This is a genomic window from Acinetobacter sp. YH12218 (assembly GCF_013417925.1).
Classification (GTDB): domain Bacteria; phylum Pseudomonadota; class Gammaproteobacteria; order Pseudomonadales; family Moraxellaceae; genus Acinetobacter; species Acinetobacter amyesii.
In genome coordinates this window covers 1-16450 of record NZ_VPDB01000025.1, presented here as the reverse complement: position 1 = coordinate 16450, position 16450 = coordinate 1, and the positions used below count along the sequence as shown (strand labels likewise).

Annotated in this window: 15 protein-coding genes and 1 pseudogene; 5 read left to right on the top strand and 11 right to left on the bottom strand. The window is 42.0% G+C overall.

All coding sequences use genetic code 11. The features are described from left to right. Positions 1–28: 28 nt before the first annotated feature. From FTV03_RS08810 to trxB, 3 genes are all read right to left on the bottom strand, one after another. Positions 29–844 carry an arginyltransferase gene (locus tag FTV03_RS08810; protein WP_078190044.1) on the bottom strand — a complete coding sequence of 272 codons (816 nt, stop codon included), beginning with the start codon at positions 842–844 and terminating at the stop codon, positions 29–31. A gap of 21 nt (positions 845–865) precedes the next feature. Further along, positions 866–1597, bottom strand: a complete 732-nt coding sequence (aat, locus tag FTV03_RS08805) for a leucyl/phenylalanyl-tRNA--protein transferase (RefSeq protein WP_180041054.1) — start codon at positions 1595–1597, stop codon at positions 866–868. Positions 1598–1707: 110 nt separating this feature from the next. After that, entirely contained in the window at positions 1708–2661 is a 954-nt protein-coding gene (gene trxB, locus FTV03_RS08800) for a thioredoxin-disulfide reductase (protein ID WP_168379086.1), read from the bottom strand. Positions 2662–2914: 253 nt separating this feature from the next. On the opposite strand from trxB, the gene FTV03_RS08795 reads away from it, so the two are divergent. Then, positions 2915–6028 carry a DNA translocase FtsK gene (locus tag FTV03_RS08795; RefSeq protein ID WP_180041052.1) on the top strand — a complete coding sequence of 1038 codons (3114 nt, stop codon included), beginning with the start codon at positions 2915–2917 and terminating at the stop codon, positions 6026–6028. A gap of 40 nt (positions 6029–6068) precedes the next feature. On the opposite strand, the gene FTV03_RS08790 is transcribed toward FTV03_RS08795, so the two are convergent. Further along, positions 6069–6965: a LysR family transcriptional regulator gene (locus FTV03_RS08790; protein ID WP_180041090.1), complete on the bottom strand. Its 897-nt coding sequence runs from the start codon at positions 6963–6965 to the stop codon at positions 6069–6071. A 104-nt stretch (positions 6966–7069) separates the two neighbouring features. Here FTV03_RS08790 and FTV03_RS08785 point away from each other — a divergent pair, with 104 nt between their 5' ends. Beyond that, entirely contained in the window at positions 7070–7972 is a 903-nt protein-coding gene (locus tag FTV03_RS08785; RefSeq protein WP_180041050.1) for an AEC family transporter, read from the top strand. Between the two features lie 81 nt (positions 7973–8053). Here FTV03_RS08785 and FTV03_RS08780 read toward each other — a convergent pair whose 3' ends face one another. The 6 genes from FTV03_RS08780 to FTV03_RS08755 form a co-directional block, all read right to left on the bottom strand. Then, positions 8054–8341 (bottom strand): PA4642 family protein, encoded by a 288-nt coding sequence (locus FTV03_RS08780; protein WP_067766167.1) that lies wholly within the window; start codon positions 8339–8341, stop codon positions 8054–8056. Between the two features lie 286 nt (positions 8342–8627). After that, on the bottom strand, positions 8628–8900 hold the full coding sequence (minE, locus tag FTV03_RS08775; RefSeq protein WP_078190039.1) for a cell division topological specificity factor MinE: 273 nt from the start codon (positions 8898–8900) through the stop codon (positions 8628–8630). Between the two features lie 2 nt (positions 8901–8902). After that, positions 8903–9715 carry a septum site-determining protein MinD gene (gene minD, locus FTV03_RS08770; RefSeq protein WP_067670152.1) on the bottom strand — a complete coding sequence of 271 codons (813 nt, stop codon included), beginning with the start codon at positions 9713–9715 and terminating at the stop codon, positions 8903–8905. Positions 9716–9780: 65 nt separating this feature from the next. After that, the gene (minC, locus tag FTV03_RS08765) at positions 9781–10500 is read right to left on the bottom strand and encodes a septum site-determining protein MinC (RefSeq protein ID WP_078193110.1); all 720 of its coding nucleotides are present in this window, start codon (positions 10498–10500) and stop codon (positions 9781–9783) included. A gap of 125 nt (positions 10501–10625) precedes the next feature. Beyond that, on the bottom strand, positions 10626–11690 hold the full coding sequence (locus tag FTV03_RS08760) for a preprotein translocase subunit SecA (protein WP_373423587.1): 1065 nt from the start codon (positions 11688–11690) through the stop codon (positions 10626–10628). A 16-nt stretch (positions 11691–11706) separates the two neighbouring features. Further along, positions 11707–12630 carry an acyltransferase gene (locus tag FTV03_RS08755; RefSeq protein ID WP_180041048.1) on the bottom strand — a complete coding sequence of 308 codons (924 nt, stop codon included), beginning with the start codon at positions 12628–12630 and terminating at the stop codon, positions 11707–11709. A 247-nt stretch (positions 12631–12877) separates the two neighbouring features. On the opposite strand from FTV03_RS08755, the gene FTV03_RS08750 reads away from it, so the two are divergent. From FTV03_RS08750 to dut, 3 genes are all read left to right on the top strand, one after another. After that, positions 12878–13510: an OmpA family protein gene (locus tag FTV03_RS08750; protein ID WP_180004246.1), complete on the top strand. Its 633-nt coding sequence runs from the start codon at positions 12878–12880 to the stop codon at positions 13508–13510. Positions 13511–13647: 137 nt separating this feature from the next. After that, positions 13648–15687, top strand: coding sequence for a UvrD-helicase domain-containing protein (locus FTV03_RS08745; RefSeq protein WP_180041046.1), 2040 nt, complete (start codon positions 13648–13650; stop codon positions 15685–15687). Between the two features lie 64 nt (positions 15688–15751). Further along, positions 15752–16204 carry a dUTP diphosphatase gene (dut, locus tag FTV03_RS08740; protein ID WP_078193106.1) on the top strand — a complete coding sequence of 151 codons (453 nt, stop codon included), beginning with the start codon at positions 15752–15754 and terminating at the stop codon, positions 16202–16204. A 137-nt stretch (positions 16205–16341) separates the two neighbouring features. Here the strand turns inward: dut and FTV03_RS08735 are convergent. Beyond that, a pseudogene (locus FTV03_RS08735) lies at positions 16342–16450 on the bottom strand (IS701 family transposase); the annotation flags it as partial.

The window sequence follows — 16450 nt, the reverse complement described above, 5'->3', positions numbered from 1 at the left end:
TTATTGAATATCTTTTGTTTGATCCCTTTTATTTAATAATAGGATTGTTCCAGCCGGAAGGTAAGGTGGTCATCAGGGAATCCCCCAGTTGGCTAATTTCTTCTTGGGTCAGTGGTCGGTTGAGTCGACGCCATTGTCCATCAAGCAGAAGTTCCAGTGGAATATACTGAGATTTATAATTCATTTTTTGCGAATCGGGTACCCAATAGCCCAAGTAGACATATTGCAGTCCAAGCTTTTGTGCGTGCTCGATTTGTTTCAGAATGGCAAAAGTCCCTAGGGAGCGACGGCTTTCATCAGGATCAAAAAAGGTATATACCGCTGAAATACCATCATCAAGTGGATCACAGGTAGATACACTGATCAGTTGCTCATCTAACCACAACTCTAAAAAGAAACTGTCAGTGCAGCTATTAATTAAAAATTTTTCAAATTGATCTTGGCTAGGTGGGTACATATCACCATCAGCATGCCGCTCATTAATGTAGCGTTCGTACAGCGCATAATGCTTTGCATCGGCATCTTGAGGGCGGCTAATTTTCACCGTTAAATCTTGATTCCGTTTCCACGCTTTTTTTTGCACGCTGTTCATTTGAAATTCATGAACAGGAACGCGAGAGGACAAACATTGGCGACAAAGATGACATTCAGGGCGGTAGACAAAATCACCACTACGACGAAAACCCATGCGGGAAAGTTCAGATAACGTGACCACATCAATACGATGGACAGGGTCAAGAAAGACCATCCGGGCAGATTTATTTTCTAAGTAGCTACAATCATGCGGAGGCGTGATGTAGTACTGTAATTCGTTCAACAGGGACTTCGGTTGATAGGAATTCATCGTAATATCCCTCTTTTATTGTCATGCGCTGAGACTTGCCCATTGCGCTATTGTTTTACTTGAAAATACACTGTCCTGATACTTTTTCCAATCGATAGAGGGTTGTTTAACAACATCTTGTAACGAATTAAGGTATTGTTGGCGAGAAAGTGTACTCGCACCTAAGCTTAAGAGGTGATCGTTGACCAATTGGCAATCAATCCATGGCAACTGATTCTCTTGCCCGATGAGCATTAAGGTGTAAAACGCCATTTTAGAGACATCTGTTCGTGTACTAAACATAGACTCGCCAAAGCAGCCATGACCAATATTGACCCCATAGAGGCCACCTACAACAGTCTCGTTTTCCCAAACTTCAATGCTATAAGCATAGCCTGCGTCAAACAGCGCAGAATATCCCTGAATAATATCTTCTGAAATCCATGTTTCATTGGCATAACTACGCGGCAAAGAACATGAGCGAATCACAGTTTCAAACGCATGATTAATGGTGATCTTATAGTCCATTTTTTTCATGCTGCGTAATAACGATTTACTCGGATGATAGTCATGCGGTCGAATAATGCAGCGGGGTTCAGGACACCACCAACAAATTGGATCACCTTCACTGAACCATGGGAAAAGACCGTGACTATAGGCTTCAAACAGTGTGGAAGGGGAGAGGTCAGCACCGATGCAAATTAAGCCTTCACCTTCGGGATCGCATTCAACAGGATCGGGGAAAGTAAATTCAGAAGGAGGGAGTATCGGCATGCCAAGCTTCTTATTGAGGTATACGGATTTTTATCATACATAAAAAAGCCGACCATCAGGTCGGCTAATTTTTAAAAATGTTTAGCTAAGCAAATGACTTAAGCAAAAGATTATTCACCGAGTGCATCAAGGTATTTTTCAGCATCGAGTGCAGCCATACAGCCTGAACCTGCAGAAGTAATGGCTTGACGGTAAATGCTGTCGGCAATATCACCCGCAGCAAATACACCCGGAATAGATGTTTGTGTTGCATTACCCGCAGTTCCGCTTTGAACTTGGATGTAGCCATCACGTAGGTTTAATTGACCATCAAAAATACCGCTGTTTGGTTTGTGACCAATTGCCACAAACATACCAGTGACATCAACATTTTGAGTTGAATCATCTTGCGTAGATTTAATACGTACAGAAGTCACACCGGTGTTATCGCCAATGACTTCATCCACTTGGTGATTCCAGATGATGCTGATTTTACCTTCTTTTTCTTTAGCAAAAAGATGATCTTGCAGAATCTTCTCTGAACGTAAAGAGTCACGACGGTGTACTAAAGTGACATGCGATGCAATGTTCGATAGATACAGCGCTTCTTCGACAGCAGTATTACCACCACCGACAACCATGACTTTTTGGTTTTTGTAGAAGAAACCATCACATGTTGCACATGCGCTTACGCCTTGACCCATAAATGCAGCTTCAGATTCAAGACCTAAATATTGTGCAGTTGCACCTGTACAAATAATTAATGCATCACAAGTGAACTCTTCCATATCGCCTTTAAGTACGAACGGACGAACATTGAGGTCAACTTCATTGATATGGTCATACACGATTTCTGTGCCAAAACGCTCAGCATGTGATTGCATTTGTTCCATTAGGGCAGGGCCAGTTAAGCCTTCTGCACCACCTGGCCAGTTGTCTACTTCTGTCGTTGTAGTCAATTGACCGCCTAATTGAATACCTGCGATGAGTGTCGGTTTCAGGTTCGCACGGGCAGCGTATACCGCAGCGCTATAACCTGCAGGACCAGAACCTAAAATAATTAGACGTGAGTGACGAGCGCTCATCCGTAGAATCCTTTTTTTATATGATAATTTGTGGAATTATACGTCAAAGTTTGAAACGATTGTGTGAGATTAAAGTCGATATTATTGATCATCGAAATCGTTTTGAGCTATATAGAATAAAGTTAACAACTATACTTAAATTATCTTGCATCTTTTTTATTGAACAGGTGCATAATAACAGGTTTAGATTCAGCCCATTTTTGTTGTGGGTAATGACAAAAACATTCATGAAGAATTGGTTACAGGAACGTATATGACAGCGGTGTCGGGTGCATATGCACAGCGCTTAATAATGACATTATTCCTTGTTTCATTTGGGATATATCTGTTCCTTGCAACAGTCACATATACGCCATTTGATCCGGGATGGATGCATTTATCCAGTGATACTCAGCAAGTTTCAAATGCCAGCGGCGTCGCAGGTGCATGGATCGCTGATTTACTCTATGGATTTTTAGGTTGGGCAAGTCTGCTGATACCTGTCTATTTATTTCTCGAAGCAATTCAAGTGTGGTGGCCACGTAGTTTTCTAAACCGTCCATTTCGCTATGCCGCTCAGTTCTTTATTTTACTGGCAACTTCAAGTTTACTTTTCCTGTTTTGGAATGTCCCTGAAGATACTTTAGAAAATGCATCGGGCGGGATCATTGGCTATGAACTGGGTCAAAGTCTTGAACAAATATTAACGGTCTATGGTGCAGCAATATTTCTTGTTGCATTTTGGATCATGTTGTTCACTTTGGCCTTTGGCATCAAGTGGAATAAGACATGGGCAACCATGAAATCCACACCAGCTTATCTGCAAGATTTGTTCTATCGCAATGTGCCTGAAGGCGACACCGCATTTGACCGTACAGTACCAACGACTAAAAAAGATAGTGCTGCTGCGCATGCATCAAAAGTGGTTGCACCAGTAACACCAGCCGACGAACATCATGCGGTCGATGTCGATCCTGTGGTACGTGATCGCGTCGCTGAACGTTTATTTGATGATATTGCCGATAAAGAATGGGCAGACAAAGAATGGAACGCACAGCATTCATCTGCGGTAGATTTGGCAGAGACTGCTACGCCATCTGATGAAGATTTTGAACATACCTTGGCGAAAGTGCATCAGCTTGAACAAGATCAACAACGTGTTGTTGCAACAGGTGAAGTTTGGCGCGCATTACATTCCAATGATGACCAACGTCATAAACAAGATATTGATGCTTTACTCAAAGCTGCGGAAGAAGAGCAGCCTGCCAATCAAACTGAATATTTCAACAAAACAGCAGATGTGCATTCGACTTCTTCGACAGAAGCAGCGCCAGCGGCTAAAAAATCAGTTGATTGGGATGATGATGAAATCTTTGATGAGCTATTAGCGGCTGTTCCAAATAGTAAAACAGCGACGGATGTGCATAGCCCATTTAATACAGCTCAAAATGAAAGTCCAGCAACGCATTCAAATGAATTTGCTACAGGTGCTGCTGCCACAGTTGCAGGTTTAGGTGTAGCTGCTGCACAGATTACACCGCTGACCACACCGAAAAATATCAGTGCTGAAACTGAATTTAATGATCTCGATGATTTGCTGGTTGAAGAAGCAGAGCCAGCGATAGAACAGTCACAGCCAGTTCGTACAACCAGTAGTTATGCGCAATCTACGCCTTTGGTTCGTGCTGAAATTAATACGCAGCCGCAGACTTTTGTATCTGATGATGAAAAAGCCTTAATCAGCTCGAATAAAGATGCTTTCCGTGAAGTGTGGCAAGAAACGGCGGGTAAACCTGAAGACATCGATTTAGATCTCGAAGATGATTTTGACTTTGATGCGCCTTTAACTGATGCTTCTGGTCGTCCAATGTCACGTGCGATGCAAGTGGCACAAAAACGCTTGGATTTACCGACTTTGCCGGGCTTGGAAATCTTAGATCCTGTAGATCCGAACAAGAAAGTCAATTTCACTGCAGAGCAATTGTCTCGCTTGTCTGAACTTTTAGAAATTAAACTGCAAGAGTTTAATGTCAAAGCCAAAGTTGTAGAGGCACAGCCGGGACCAGTCGTAACACGTTTTGAACTTGACTTGGCACCTGGTGTGAAAGCGTCTAAAGTCACCAATATTTCACGTGACTTGGCGCGTTCGATGTCTATGGCTTCTGTACGTGTGGTGGAAGTTATTCCGGGTAAACCGTATATCGGGATTGAAGTCCCAAATAGTTCACGTGAAATGGTTCGTCTTATTGAGCTGTTAGAAACGCCGGCATACCGTGATCCAAATGCCTTACTTAGTATGGCGATGGGTAAAGATATTTCGGGTAATCCTGTCTTGGCCGATTTGGCGAAAGCGCCGCATATGTTGGTGGCAGGTACTACAGGTTCTGGTAAGTCAGTCGCAGTCAATGCCATGTTGCTATCGATGTTGTTGAAATACACACCTGAGCAACTGCGACTCATCATGATTGACCCGAAACAGTTGGAACTTGCCAACTATAACGATATTCCACATTTATTAACGCCTGTTGTAACCGACATGAAAGATGCGGTGAGTGCATTGAACTGGTGTGTCAATGAAATGGAGCGTCGTTATAAGCTGATGTCCTTGATGAAAGTGCGTAAGCTGACTGACTTTAACCGTAAAATTGAAGAAGCAATGGCCAATGGTGAAGATCTGATTGATCCAACTTGGAAGCCAGATGACTCTGCAACCCAAAGTCGTGCGCCACGTTTACAGCCAATGCCGTTGATCGTAATTGTTGCCGACGAATTTGCTGACATGATCATGCAAGTGGGTAAAAAAGCCGAAGAAATGATTACCCGTCTTGCACAAAAATCACGTGCAGCAGGGATTCATTTGCTGTTGGCGACACAGCGTCCAACCGTAGATGTGGTGACGGGTTTGATCAAAGCCAATATTCCAACCCGTGCTGCGCTACGTGTCAACAGTAAACTGGATTCACGTACTATCTTAGATGCTGGTGGTGCAGAAGACTTACTGGGTCATGGTGATATGTTGTTCCTCGGACCGGGTAAAATTGAACCTGAGCGGGTGCATGGCGCGTTTATTTCAGACGATGAAGTGAACCGTATTTGTGATGCATGGCGTGAGCGCGGTGAACCGAATTATGTCGATGAGATCCTCACGCCTTATGATGAAGAGCCGACATCTCGCGGTTTTGAAGATGGTGATGGTGGATCAGACCGTGATGCGCTGTATGATCAATGTGTTAGTTTCGTTTTGGAAACACGTAAAGCTTCTACTTCTTCGCTGCAACGTAAATTCAGTCTCGGCTATAACCGTGCTGCACGGATTATTGATCAGATGGAAGAAAATGGTATCGTCAGTGGGATGGGGCCAAATGGTAAACGAGATATCTTGGTCTAAGTCCTAAAACAAAAAACCTGCTTCGGCAGGTTTTTTATTTTTAGATTGAGAACTCATCTTGGTAGAACATGGACTGGGCCAGTTCGATAAAGGCTTTGCAGGCAGGGCTCATGAGTTTTTGATTTTTTACGGCGAGTCCAATTTGCCGTTGGGTATTTGGAAAGAGTGGACGTTTAACCACATGTGGATGCAACGCCAACAGCTCAGTAGGCATCGCCATATCTGCAACAATAGCAATCCCTTCCTGTAAATTCACCATGTTTAAAATGGTTAACAGTTGCGACATTTGATAGGTAATTTTAGGTTGTATGTAGTGTTGTTTAAGCAGTTTTTCGACATGGGACTGGCTGCCTGCACGGGTCATAATAAAGGGGTAATTTTGCAGGTCTTGGATATCTAAATGACTGTGTTTGGAAACTGAATAACTATCTGGAATCAAGGCAATGAAAATGTCTTGAATTAAGGGGAAGGTGAACAGCTGCGGCTTGGGGAGTACGGCAAAACCAACATCAATCTGACGTTCAGAAATCCAACGAGACACTTCTGCATCAGTACCTTCTTCGACATAGATTTCAATGTGTGGATAGCGCTCTCTATATGCCTTTAATAGCTCTGGAAGCAGATGAATCGAACTAGAAGAACCAAAAGAACCAATTCTCAGTGTTCCTTGTTGAATACCATGTGCGGCATGCACTTCTTGTTGCATGATTTGTGCGGTATTGATGACTTCTTTGGCATGCAGCAATAACTGCTGACCAATGTGGGTCAGGCTTATTTCGCCTTGCTCACGGCTAAATAAGCTGACATTCCAATGTTGCTCTAAACACTTTAATGCATGAGAGACAGCCGACTGAGTAATTCCCAGTTGCCGAGCAGCGAGAGTAAAGCTTTGTTGTTCTGCGACTTTAATAAAAATTTCAAGCTGAGAAAATGTCATTGCCATGAGTAATTGCTCATTTTGTTATGAGTCTAGATGAGGATTATATTGTACTACATAAATGGTTAAAGATGAAATAGCTTGTTTATTTCAAGGCGTACAGCATGAATATCGTCGTCGCATTGTTTCCCCTCGTTGCATTAATAGCGATGGGCTATATGCTTAAATACACACAGTTTGTTCAGGATGAATTTTGGGCAAATTCAGAAAAACTCAATTACTACGTTTTATTTCCTGTGCTGCTATTTTTGAATGTATCAGCCGTGCAATTGGATATGAACACTGTTTCACGAATGTTGACAGTACTGGTTGCGGGCACCTGTTTGATCAGCATCGTGTTGTGGGGGATCAAGCAGTTTATGCATATCCCCGTGCAGCGTTTTGGCGTGTATATCCAAAGTCATATTCGTTTTAATACCTATATTGGCTTGTCATTAATGGGGGCGCTGTTTGGCTCAGAAGGCATGCAAATGTTTGCCATGTTGATTGCTGTGGCTGTTCCTTTGGTGAATATCATTTCTGTCCTGTCTTTTTCCAATATCAGCGTTAAACAGCTTGGACAAACCTGTATTTCTATCGCGAAAAATCCGCTCATTCTAGGTTGTGTAGTCGGTGTTCTATTTAATTTATCAGGTCTCACCTTATTTAATGGTTTACCCGAGCTGCTAAAAATATTGGCGGCAATGAGTTTACCTTTGGGTTTATTGTCTGTGGGAGCGGCATTACAGTTTCAGCAAATGCGCGCCGATCTACGTCGTTTAAGTTTAAATACGATAGGGCGTCTCATGTTAATGCCATGTATTGCTTATCTATTGAGTACATGGATGGGTTTGACTGATTTTGAGCGGATGATTTTAGTGGTCTTTTTTGCTTTGCCGACGGCATCATCGTCTTATATTTTGACACGCTATTATCGGGGCGATTCACAACTGATGGCGGCGATTATTAGTGTACAAACCATTGGTTTTGGCTTGATGTTTCCATTGCTCATGTTGACCGTGCATTGATTATGATGATATTCAATAACGCCGATTTTAAATAAGATAAAAAAAGCCCGCATCATGCGGGCTTTTTTTTGTTACTCGAAATTAAGCAAATTTTGCCAATACTTCGAGGAAACCTGCGCTTTGACGTGGGTATTGAGCAATCACGTCATGAATACGCTGACCTTCAGGATTAGTTGCGTTCACATCACGGCCATCGGCAACGAATTGAGTCAAAAGACGCTCATAGTCATTTGGACGCATATGTTTGAAAGCATGGTAAAGCACGTGAAAGTCGCCATTCACTCCTTCAGGAGGAAGCTGAGTAAGGTAGGCAAATACACGCTCATCTGACCATTCTTCGTTGAACGTTGCTGGCTGAGATAATGCCATCGCAATCTCCTTGCTGGTTTAAAAATACAAAAAGGCAAAAATGAGTACGCAAGTAAAATGGTTTTATTCGTCATCTCTAAGTTAAGCGACTCATTTTATGGTTGGATCAAAAGTTATTTTTTATCCCGTTTACTCGAAGCAAAGCTTTTGATCTAACAAAGGAATAAAACTAATCCAGCCCACTCGAAGCAAAGCTTCTCATCTTGCGGCTGGGTAAAGCAGCGCTTTACTGATCCAGCCTCACATTTTGCCTTGATTCAATTTACTTGGCTAATCAGAATTCAGATTAACGTTCTTCAGGCAAATTGATATTCATTTCAAGCATTTCAATATTCGCTTCAGAACGAACAGACATTTGAATATGTTGCTCATCTACACCACGAACATAGCGGTTTACTACTTGCATGATTTCTTTTTTCATCATGTCAATCTTGTCTTGGCTAAGGCGTTTACCTAGACCATTTTCAGATGCCACGATGACTTTTAAACGGTCTTTTGCCGTTTGTGCGCTTGACGGTTTCTCGTCGCTGCTAAAAAGTTTGCTCCAGAATCCTGCCATGATTACGCTCCAAATAGACGTGCTAACCAACCCTTAGGTTTTACCGTAATATGACGGTAAGGGCGCTCTTCACCAAGGAAACGTGCAACAAGGTCATCATACGCTTGGCCAGCCGCTTCTTCTGTAAACAGAATCACTGGTTTACCTTCGTTTGATGCTTGTAGAACGCTTTTACATTCAGGAATAACACCTAAAGTCGGTACGCGTAAAATATCTTTTGAAATGTCATCAATCGTCAACATCTCTTGTTTATCCGCACGTTCTGGATTGAAACGTGTAATACAGAGATGCTTACGGATACGACCTTCGTTTTGTTCTACTTTTTTGGTTTTGCTGTCGAGCATACCAATAATACGGTCAGAGTCACGTACCGAAGAAATTTCTGGGTTCGTCACAATGATCGCTTCATCAGCATGATACATTGCTAAAATTGCACCACGTTCGATACCCGCAGGTGAGTCACAAATAATGTAATCGAACTCTTGAGAAAGTTCGTCCATCACACGTGCTACACCTTCATCTGTTAACGCGTCTTTATCACGTGTTTGAGATGCTGGCAAAATGTAGAGATTTTCAATATCTTTATCGCGAATAAGCGCTTGTTGTAATCGAGCTTCGTTATTCAATACGTTTACAAAGTCATATACAACGCGGCGTTCACAGCCCATGATCAAGTCAAGGTTACGTAAACCCACATCAAAGTCGATCACAACAGTTTTGTGGCCGCGAAGGGCTAAACCTGTTGCAAAAGATGCGCTTGTAGTTGTTTTACCTACGCCACCTTTACCTGATGTTACGACAACAATTTTCGCCACCGAATCCACTCCTGTTATGGTTTAAATCCCCTTTTTTAATTAGGGGTTTGGTGATTATTTATACATTAAAATTGCAAAGCTTCAAATACTAGCTCTTGCTGGTCATTCAAATAAATATGTACTGGCTGTTTGACCACATGAGGTGGAATGTCATCAGCGACACAGTAAGTCCCTGCAATTGAAACCAATTCAGCTTCTAATGAATGGCAGAAAATACGTGCAGCCGTGTTCCCACCAGCTCCGGCAATGACTCTACCACGAGCACTACCATAAATATGTATATTTCCTGAAGCAATTACTTCTGAACCGCTATTAATACCAGCATTAATAATGATATCGCCATGGTCTTGGACTAAACATTGACCTGTACGCAAGATTTCATTGTGATACGACGTAGCATGACGAATGGTCGGTACTTCGACTGCAGCAATTTTATCTTCGGTTTTTTCTTCTGCAGGCGCGGGTTCTTCAACCACTTGTTCGCGTGTCGGTTTAACTTGTTGTAGTTTGCGATCCGCAGGAACTACGGGAAATTGGATAGCACGTGCTTGGTCCGATAGCGGACCTTCAGTGACACCAATCGGTTGAATTTCAATACTAATAAGTAGTTGAATCAGTGCAATTAGTTCTTGATCAACCGTACTTTCAATCACGGCTAATGTTCCGGGTGGAAAAGCCTTTTGGAACATTGGAGTAAGTTGCTGGCGGATCGCATCATGATCATTGGTATCGAGGTGAATGCGAATCGCATTGACCATTTTGCCTTTTATCCGTATATCAGCCATATTGAATCCTTGAGACTTCTAACTATTACTTTTGTGCCGAAGTAGTTATGTTGTAAATAGAGCAAATCCTAGAACAATTTGCATGAATACTCTAGCGGAGTTCGCAATTATTTTTGACTGAGTGTTTATTCTGTAGCTTGGTCCTGTTCCTGCATAATCTGCTGCCACTGTTTTACTTTCACTTGCTTACGAATGGCTTCTAGACTTTCAAAAACCGCAGAGCGAACCAACTCATCCAGCTGGGCATTATTTTCGATTTCAATACGGCTAACACGCTGTGAAATGTCTAAATATAGATTGGGTTTTTGAGCCGTAGATGTATTGGGATAAGCCAATGGGGAAATTAAACCTTGGGTAATATTTTCACCCAAACGTTGCCCGATACTTTGAATCTGCTGTTCAATGCGGCTGCCAACGATTGGCACTAAGCGCAATAGCTGCGTGAGCTCGGGGGTATCTTCAATGGCCTGACTGACGATTTGTCCGACATTTTTGGCGATCAATTCACGTTCAGTACGTAGCTCTTTGCTTAAATTTTCTTGCAAAATCTCAGCTAAAACTTGGGTGAACATCTCGCGGTGATGCTGCACAAGATTACTAATTAGGTCTTTATGGGTTGTACTGGTATTGAGCTCATGCTTAACACCATCTAACACGGTAAGTACTACTCGATCAGACAGTTCTTCCATCACCACACGATAATAAAACAAAGCTTTCTTTTGCCATGCCGATGGCACGATCTGATAACCCATTTCATACAGTCGATAGGCAATCACGCCCGCGCGAAATAAACGCAGGAAACGTAAATGCGGCACAATAGCTAAAATTTCGTACCAATGTATAAACGGGAAGAAGAACCAGCGCTGATGGTGCTTGTTGATGATGGCAATCGCCCAACGCACCAACAGTTCTACAATCAAAAAGATAATGAACCACGCTTCGGTGGTAATCACCCACGGATGCAAATGTTCACGGTAAAAACTCAGCACATCGGGCAGGTGGATACTGTTAAAGAACCAACTGCCAAGATTGCTCATGAGGAAAAAGTTCATGCATAGGCAGAACAAGTTAAAAACAATAATAAACACCATGAAAATGTCATAAATCAAAAACAGTTTGAATGACCAACTGTTTGGATTGACATGATGATATTTAGATTTCTTGTTTTGCGGCATGCTGTTCTGCGACATAAAAACTTCTTCTTAATTATTCAGTAACTGAGTATTTAGCTTTCATACGAGTAATGAGTTGGTCTTTCTCTGTCCACAGCTCATCCACCCAATGCTGAAATTTTTCACGGAACTCTACGTCATCTTCATAGTTGCCGCCATGCACCCACGTTGGAATTTCAATTTTACGTAAATCCACGGCTATGCGTGGAACTTCACCGAGCCAAAATTCGCCATAACCCGGCGCACCATTTGGATAGACGATGGTCATATCCACGAGGGCATCAACTTGATCCCCTAAAATATTGAGTGCCAGTGCTAAACCACCTGCTTTCGGCTTTAGAAGGTTTTGATACGGCGACTGCTGCTGCGCATGTTTTTCAGGTGTAAAGCGAGTGCCTTCCAAATAGTTCAGCAGGGTAAAAGGCTGGCTCAATAACTGTTCACAAGATTTACGCGCTTCTTCCATATCTCGATATTTAAGTTCAGGATTTTTCGCGATTTGTTCTTTGCTATGACGTTTCATCATTGGAAAGCCTAAAATTTTAAAAGCTTGTCCCACAAATGGAATGAAAATGAGCTCCCATTTGGTAAAGAAACGTGTCAGTGGCATACGGGTTAAACCAAAATATTGGTTAACTGTTGTATCGACCCAACTCTGATGGTTACAGGTCATGAGATAACGACCCTGCAAATTTAAATCGAGGTCTTCATCGATGGTGATATCCCATTTTGTGTTGGGTAAAACGTGATCAATTAACCAGTTATTGACCGTGAGCCAACTGTTGGTAATTTTTATGTTGGTTTCATCAACCTTTTTTGATTTTTTAAAGAGTTTGGTTAGACCAAGGGCTAGTACAGGAGGACCATGGAAAAAAGTACTGCCTGTCATAACTGAACCGACGGTAAGTCCTTTGCTAATTTTTTTTAGTGTCGGTTGCTTATTTGTTTGAGATGACATATAAAAAGTCCTAGCGGAAATTGTCCAAATAATGATTGATTCTAATAAATATAGTTCGAGTTGATTAAATAAAAAAGGGCATCTGCAGAACTGTGAAGAAATTGTGATGGAATTAACAAATAAATCTCGTATTCATATTACAAATTGTAACTAAACGTTTTATTATTAACAAAAAATCAATGGTTCAGCCATTTGTTTTACTTCATCATTTCAACCATACAACAAAACACAAAGAAGGAGGCATGCAATGCGTGCACTAGTAATTTCGGCAGTAGTTGGGGCAATGGCACTTACTGGTTGTCAAAACATGGAATATGACAAAGCAGCAATCGGTACTGGTCTAGGTGCTCTTTTAGGCGCTGGTATTGCTTATTCTAATGCTGATAAAGACAAAATGGGTCAAGCAGCTGCAATTGGTGCTGTAGTTGGTGGTGGTGCAGGTCTTCTTCTTGATAAGAAAGAACAACGTCTTAAACAAGAATTGGCTGGTACTGGTGTTGACGTAGGTCGTAATCCAGATGGTTCGATCAACCTTGTTATGCCATCAGTAACTTTCGCAACTAACTCTTCAACTATTCAATCTCAGTTCCAATCTGCGTTGAATGACGTTGCTAAAGTATTGCGTGAAGACGGTACTGCAAACAAACTTGCAATCGTTGTACACGGTCACACAGATAACACAGGTTCTGATGCGATCAACAACCCACTTTCTCAAAACCGTGCAAACTCAGTGAAAAACTACCTAGCGTCTCAAGGTATTTCTTCAACTCGTATTACTGCACGTGGTTACGGTTCAACTTCTCCAGTAGCGGATAACTCAACTGCTGCAGGTCGTGAACAAAACCGTCGCGTAGAAATCTCAGTTTACGAAACTAAATAAGTTTTAGTTCGAAACGAAAGGCCACCCTCGGGTGGCTTTTTTTATGGCATTTTTAATGACCGATAAAATACATTTTGCATTAGGCAAGATCGTTTCAGATGACTATAATCATCCTCGAATTAATAAGAGGAAAGACTATGTCACTGGCAAGTCAGTTGAACGACAAGCAACTTGAAGCAATGAAATACACTCAAGGACCCTTGTTAGTACTTGCAGGGGCAGGTTCAGGCAAAACATCGGTGATTACCCGTAAAATTGCCTATCTGGTGAAGCATTGTGGTATTCCTGCGCACCGTATCACCGCGATGACCTTTACCAATAAGGCCGCGCGAGAAATGAAAGAGCGTGTGACAAAGCTGATGAGCCGTGAAGAGGCAAAAGGGCTGTCGGTTTCTACCTTCCATAACTTCGGGCTGAATATGCTCCGTTTGGAATTAAAAAATACACCACTGAAAAATAACTTTTCAATTTTAGATGCAGATGACTGCAAACGCATTTTGATGGACTTAATGCATCGTGACAATTTATCCGGTGCAGAAAGTAAAGAGCTGATTGCCAAAGCCATGAAAATGATTTCAGATTGGAAAAACGATCTGATTCCACCTGAGCAAGCGCACACCACCTGTGAAACAGCAGAAGATGTTCAGTTTGCACATCTGTATCAACTGTATGAGCGTAATTTACGTGCCTACAATGCTGTGGATTTTGATGATTTGATTGTCATGCCGACGCGCTTATTACAAGAAAATGCAGAAGTGCGTGATCGTTGGCAGAATCGAATCCGCTATTTATTGGTCGACGAATATCAAGATACCAACACCGCGCAATATATTTTGGTGAAATTGCTTGTGGGTGTCATGGGGCAGTTCACCGCGGTAGGTGATGATGACCAATCGATTTATGCATGGCGTGGTGCTAAGCCTGAGAACATGGCTTTATTGAACGAAGATTTCCGTAATCTGAAAGTCATTAAGCTTGAGCAAAACTATCGCTCGACCAGTCGGATCTTAAAAGCAGCAAATACCGTTATTGGCAATAACCCACATATTTTCGATAAAAAGCTCTGGTCAGATAAAGGCCACGGTGAAGTGATCCGCGTGATTACTTGTCGTAATGACGATGATGAATCAGAACGCGTCGTAAAAGACTTGATCACGCATAAGCTGATGAACGGTAAAAACTGGAAAGACTACGCCATTTTATATCGTGGTAATTTCCAAGCGCGCGCTCTTGAGACACAGCTCCGCCAAATGCAGATCCCGTATAAATTATCGGGTGGTCAGTCTTTCTTCGCTCGTGCTGAAATTAAGGACTTGATGAGCTACTTGCGTCTGATCATTAACCCTGAAGATGACAGCGCATTCTTACGAATTATCAATACGCCAAAACGTGCGATTGGTCCTGTGACTTTGGAAAAGCTTGGTCTATTTGCGCAGGAAAGTAATTTATCTTTGCTCAGTGCAGCAGGGGATCAGCGCTTGAGCATGGCGATTCCGAAAAAAGCCACAACCCAATTGGCCGAATTTGCGGACTTTATTTCGACCTTTACCCGTGAATTATTAGAAGATGATGAGCCTGTTCCCATTATTCGTCGCATGATGATTGAAGCAGGTTATATCGACTATGTGAAAGAGTCTGCAGCGACACCTGCGCAGGAAAAAACCAAGCTGGATAATATTGAAGTGCTATATAGCAGTATTCAAAGTTTGATTAACCGTGCAGAAGATGTAGATGAAAAGAACATTGAAAGTGTGATTCGTAAGATGGTGCTGCTCGATATGTTAGAACAGCAACAAGAAGAAGAAGACACCGATAAAGTCAATTTGTTAACACTTCATGCGTCGAAAGGTCTGGAATTTCCATTCGTTTATTTGATTGGTCTGGAAGAAGAAATTCTACCGCATAAGAACTCTATCGCTGCCGACACCGTAGAGGAAGAACGACGTCTGATGTACGTGGGAATTACTCGTGCACGCCAAGGTTTAACTATGACTTTGGCAGAGCAGCGTAAAGCCGGTGGTCAAATGCGACAAATGACACCAAGTCGCTTCTTGGACGAACTACCACAAGATGAATTGGAGTGGTTAGGACGCAAGAAAAAGCTGGCAGGGGATATCGATCCTAAACAGCAAGCACAGCATTATTTAGAAAATTTACGCGTGCTGATTAAGCGTTAAAGCTTAATGCGTAGAATATATTATTTATTTTTTGAAATTCGTTTTATTGAAACAGGAATGAACTATGAAAGTTCAAGTTAAAGTTCTCGACACACGTTTAGGTACGGAATGGCCAATGCCAACTTATGCAACAGCAGGTTCGGCAGGCCTTGATCTACGTGCATGTGTAGAAGAAACCACCGTGATTGAACCGGGTCAAACTGTTCTGGTAAAAACAGGTCTATCTATTTATATCGAAGATACGCAGTATGCAGGTTTAATTCTGCCACGTTCAGGCTTAGGTCATAAACACGGCATCGTGTTGGGTAACTTGGTCGGTTTGATTGATTCAGATTACCAAGGTGAATTGATGGTGTCTGTTTGGAACCGTAGCCAAACGGCATTCAGCCTAGAGCCGGGTGAGCGTTTAGCACAATATGTTTTAGTGCCAGTTGTACAAGCTCAGTTTGATATTGTGGATGAGTTTGAAGCCACTGAACGTGGTGCAGGCGGTTTTGGTCATACAGGTAAAAACTAATCAGCGCTAAACATATTGCTGCAGTGCGTTGACAAGTAACATGCCTGCAATCAAGTAGCTAATAAAAAACCATCCTCGTGATGGTTTTTTATTTAAATTTTAAATTTATTCATAATATCTATAGGACTTACGCACTATTATTTAAAGATTCTCTGTGGTAGCAGATGATTTTTATCGAGAATAAAGTCATCAATGAAGCTTTTGATAATTGGTCTAAATAATTTCTTCTGCCAACGATATACATTT

Excerpts from the sequence above, each read along its gene's own strand:
- FTV03_RS08810 (WP_078190044.1), bottom strand. The coding sequence starts at position 844 with ATGAATTCCTATCAACCGAAGTCCCTGTTGAACGAATTACAGTACTAC.
- aat (WP_180041054.1), bottom strand. The coding sequence starts at position 1,597 with ATGCCGATACTCCCTCCTTCTGAATTTACTTTCCCCGATCCTGTTGAA.
- trxB (WP_168379086.1), bottom strand. The coding sequence starts at position 2,661 with ATGAGCGCTCGTCACTCACGTCTAATTATTTTAGGTTCTGGTCCTGCA.
- FTV03_RS08795 (WP_180041052.1), top strand. The coding sequence starts at position 2,915 with ATGACAGCGGTGTCGGGTGCATATGCACAGCGCTTAATAATGACATTA.
- FTV03_RS08790 (WP_180041090.1), bottom strand. The coding sequence starts at position 6,965 with ATGACATTTTCTCAGCTTGAAATTTTTATTAAAGTCGCAGAACAACAA.
- FTV03_RS08785 (WP_180041050.1), top strand. The coding sequence starts at position 7,070 with ATGAATATCGTCGTCGCATTGTTTCCCCTCGTTGCATTAATAGCGATG.
- FTV03_RS08780 (WP_067766167.1), bottom strand. The coding sequence starts at position 8,341 with ATGGCATTATCTCAGCCAGCAACGTTCAACGAAGAATGGTCAGATGAG.
- minE (WP_078190039.1), bottom strand. The coding sequence starts at position 8,900 with ATGGCAGGATTCTGGAGCAAACTTTTTAGCAGCGACGAGAAACCGTCA.
- minC (WP_078193110.1), bottom strand. The coding sequence starts at position 10,500 with ATGGCTGATATACGGATAAAAGGCAAAATGGTCAATGCGATTCGCATT.
- FTV03_RS08760 (WP_373423587.1), bottom strand. The coding sequence starts at position 11,690 with ATGTCGCAGAACAGCATGCCGCAAAACAAGAAATCTAAATATCATCAT.
- FTV03_RS08755 (WP_180041048.1), bottom strand. The coding sequence starts at position 12,630 with ATGTCATCTCAAACAAATAAGCAACCGACACTAAAAAAAATTAGCAAA.
- FTV03_RS08750 (WP_180004246.1), top strand. The coding sequence starts at position 12,878 with ATGCGTGCACTAGTAATTTCGGCAGTAGTTGGGGCAATGGCACTTACT.
- FTV03_RS08745 (WP_180041046.1), top strand. The coding sequence starts at position 13,648 with ATGTCACTGGCAAGTCAGTTGAACGACAAGCAACTTGAAGCAATGAAA.
- dut (WP_078193106.1), top strand. The coding sequence starts at position 15,752 with ATGAAAGTTCAAGTTAAAGTTCTCGACACACGTTTAGGTACGGAATGG.